This is a genomic window from Acidiphilium sp. JA12-A1 (assembly GCF_000724705.2).
Taxonomy (GTDB): domain Bacteria; phylum Pseudomonadota; class Alphaproteobacteria; order Acetobacterales; family Acetobacteraceae; genus Acidiphilium; species Acidiphilium multivorum.
The window spans coordinates 1-1,311 of sequence record NZ_JFHO01000183.1; the positions used below are offsets into that span (position 1 = coordinate 1).

1 protein-coding gene is annotated in these 1,311 nt (G+C 65.9%); it reads right to left on the reverse strand.

From position 1 onward, the window contains the following. Positions 1-13: 13 nt before the first annotated feature. Positions 14-1,311, reverse strand: a 1,298-nt coding sequence (locus RT91_RS22050; protein ID WP_035189364.1) for a hypothetical protein, incomplete at its 5' end; no start/stop codon positions are given.

The following is a 1,311-nucleotide window of genomic DNA, read 5'->3' on the forward strand; positions in this document are numbered from 1 at the left end:
GTATTGCTGCCGGTCAGCAGCACGTCCCGCGCCCCTGCGATCTGGAGCAGGGTGGGTCGATCGTCCCGGTCTCGGAGATCGTTCCGGACGTCGCCAGGCTTAACGCGCCATCGACAAGAATGACGCCTGGAATGGTGAGATCGGCGGCCGAGATTGCTGCGCGCTGCGCAACGAGACTTCCGGCGATGGTGAGGGGCGCATTGTCGTCGAGGGTGAAGGTGCCGACATTGATGCTGCCGAGAGTGGTGATGACATTGCTGCCGGTGAGGGCGACGAGGCTTGCGGCGGCATCGAGGGTCGGTGCGGAGATGGAACCGGTGCCCGAGCTGGTGATGGATCCGCTTGTTGCGGAGAGGGCGAGGAGCGAGGCGAGGCTGACCTGTCCGGCGATGTCCAAGCCACCGGCGCTGGTGTCGGCAAAGCTTGCATTGGTGGCGTTGAAGGAACCGGCGATGGTGAGGGGCGCGTTGTCGTCGAGGGTGAAGTTGCCGGCGCGGATGCTGCCGAGAGTGGTGATGGCATTGCTGCCGGTGAGGGCGACGAGGCTGGCGGTGGCATCGAGGGTCGGCGCGGAGATGGAACCGGTGCCCGAGCTGGTGATGGATCCGCCTGTTGCGGAGAGGGCGAGGAGTGAGGCGACGCTGACCTGCCCGGCGATGTCGAAGCCACCGGCGCTGGTGTCGGTGAGGCTTGCGCTGGTGGCGGTGAAGGGGCCGGCGACGGTGAGGGGTACGTTATCGTCGAGGGTGAAGCTGCCGGCGCTGACGTTGCCGAGAGTGGTGATGGCGTTGCTGCCGGTCAGGGCGACGAGGCTTGCGACGGCATCGAGTGTTGTGGCGTTGACGTAGCCGGAGCCGGCATTGGCGATGGTGCCTGCGTTGGCATCGAGGCTGAGGGTCGTTGCGTCGAGATTGGCGTTGATGCCGATGTCCGAGGCGGCGAGGCTTGCGTCGGTGGCATTGAAGGAGCCGGCGATGTCGAGAGAACCGGTGTTGGTGATGCTTGCGCTGGTGGCGTTGAAGGACCCGGCGATGGTGAGGGGGGCGTTGTCGTCGAGGGTGAAGCTGCCGACATTGATGCTGCCGAGAGTGGTGATGGCATTGCTGCCAGTGAGGGCGACGAGGCTTGCTGTGGCATCGAGGTTCGAGGCGGTGACGTAGCCGGAGCCGGAGCCGGAGGCGGCATTGGTGATGGTGCCTCCCTTGGCATCGAGGCTGAGGGTCGTGGCGTCGAGATTGGCGTTGATGCGGATGTCCGAGGCGGCGAGGCTTGCGTCGGTGGCGTTGAAGGAACCCGCGATGGTGAGGGGGG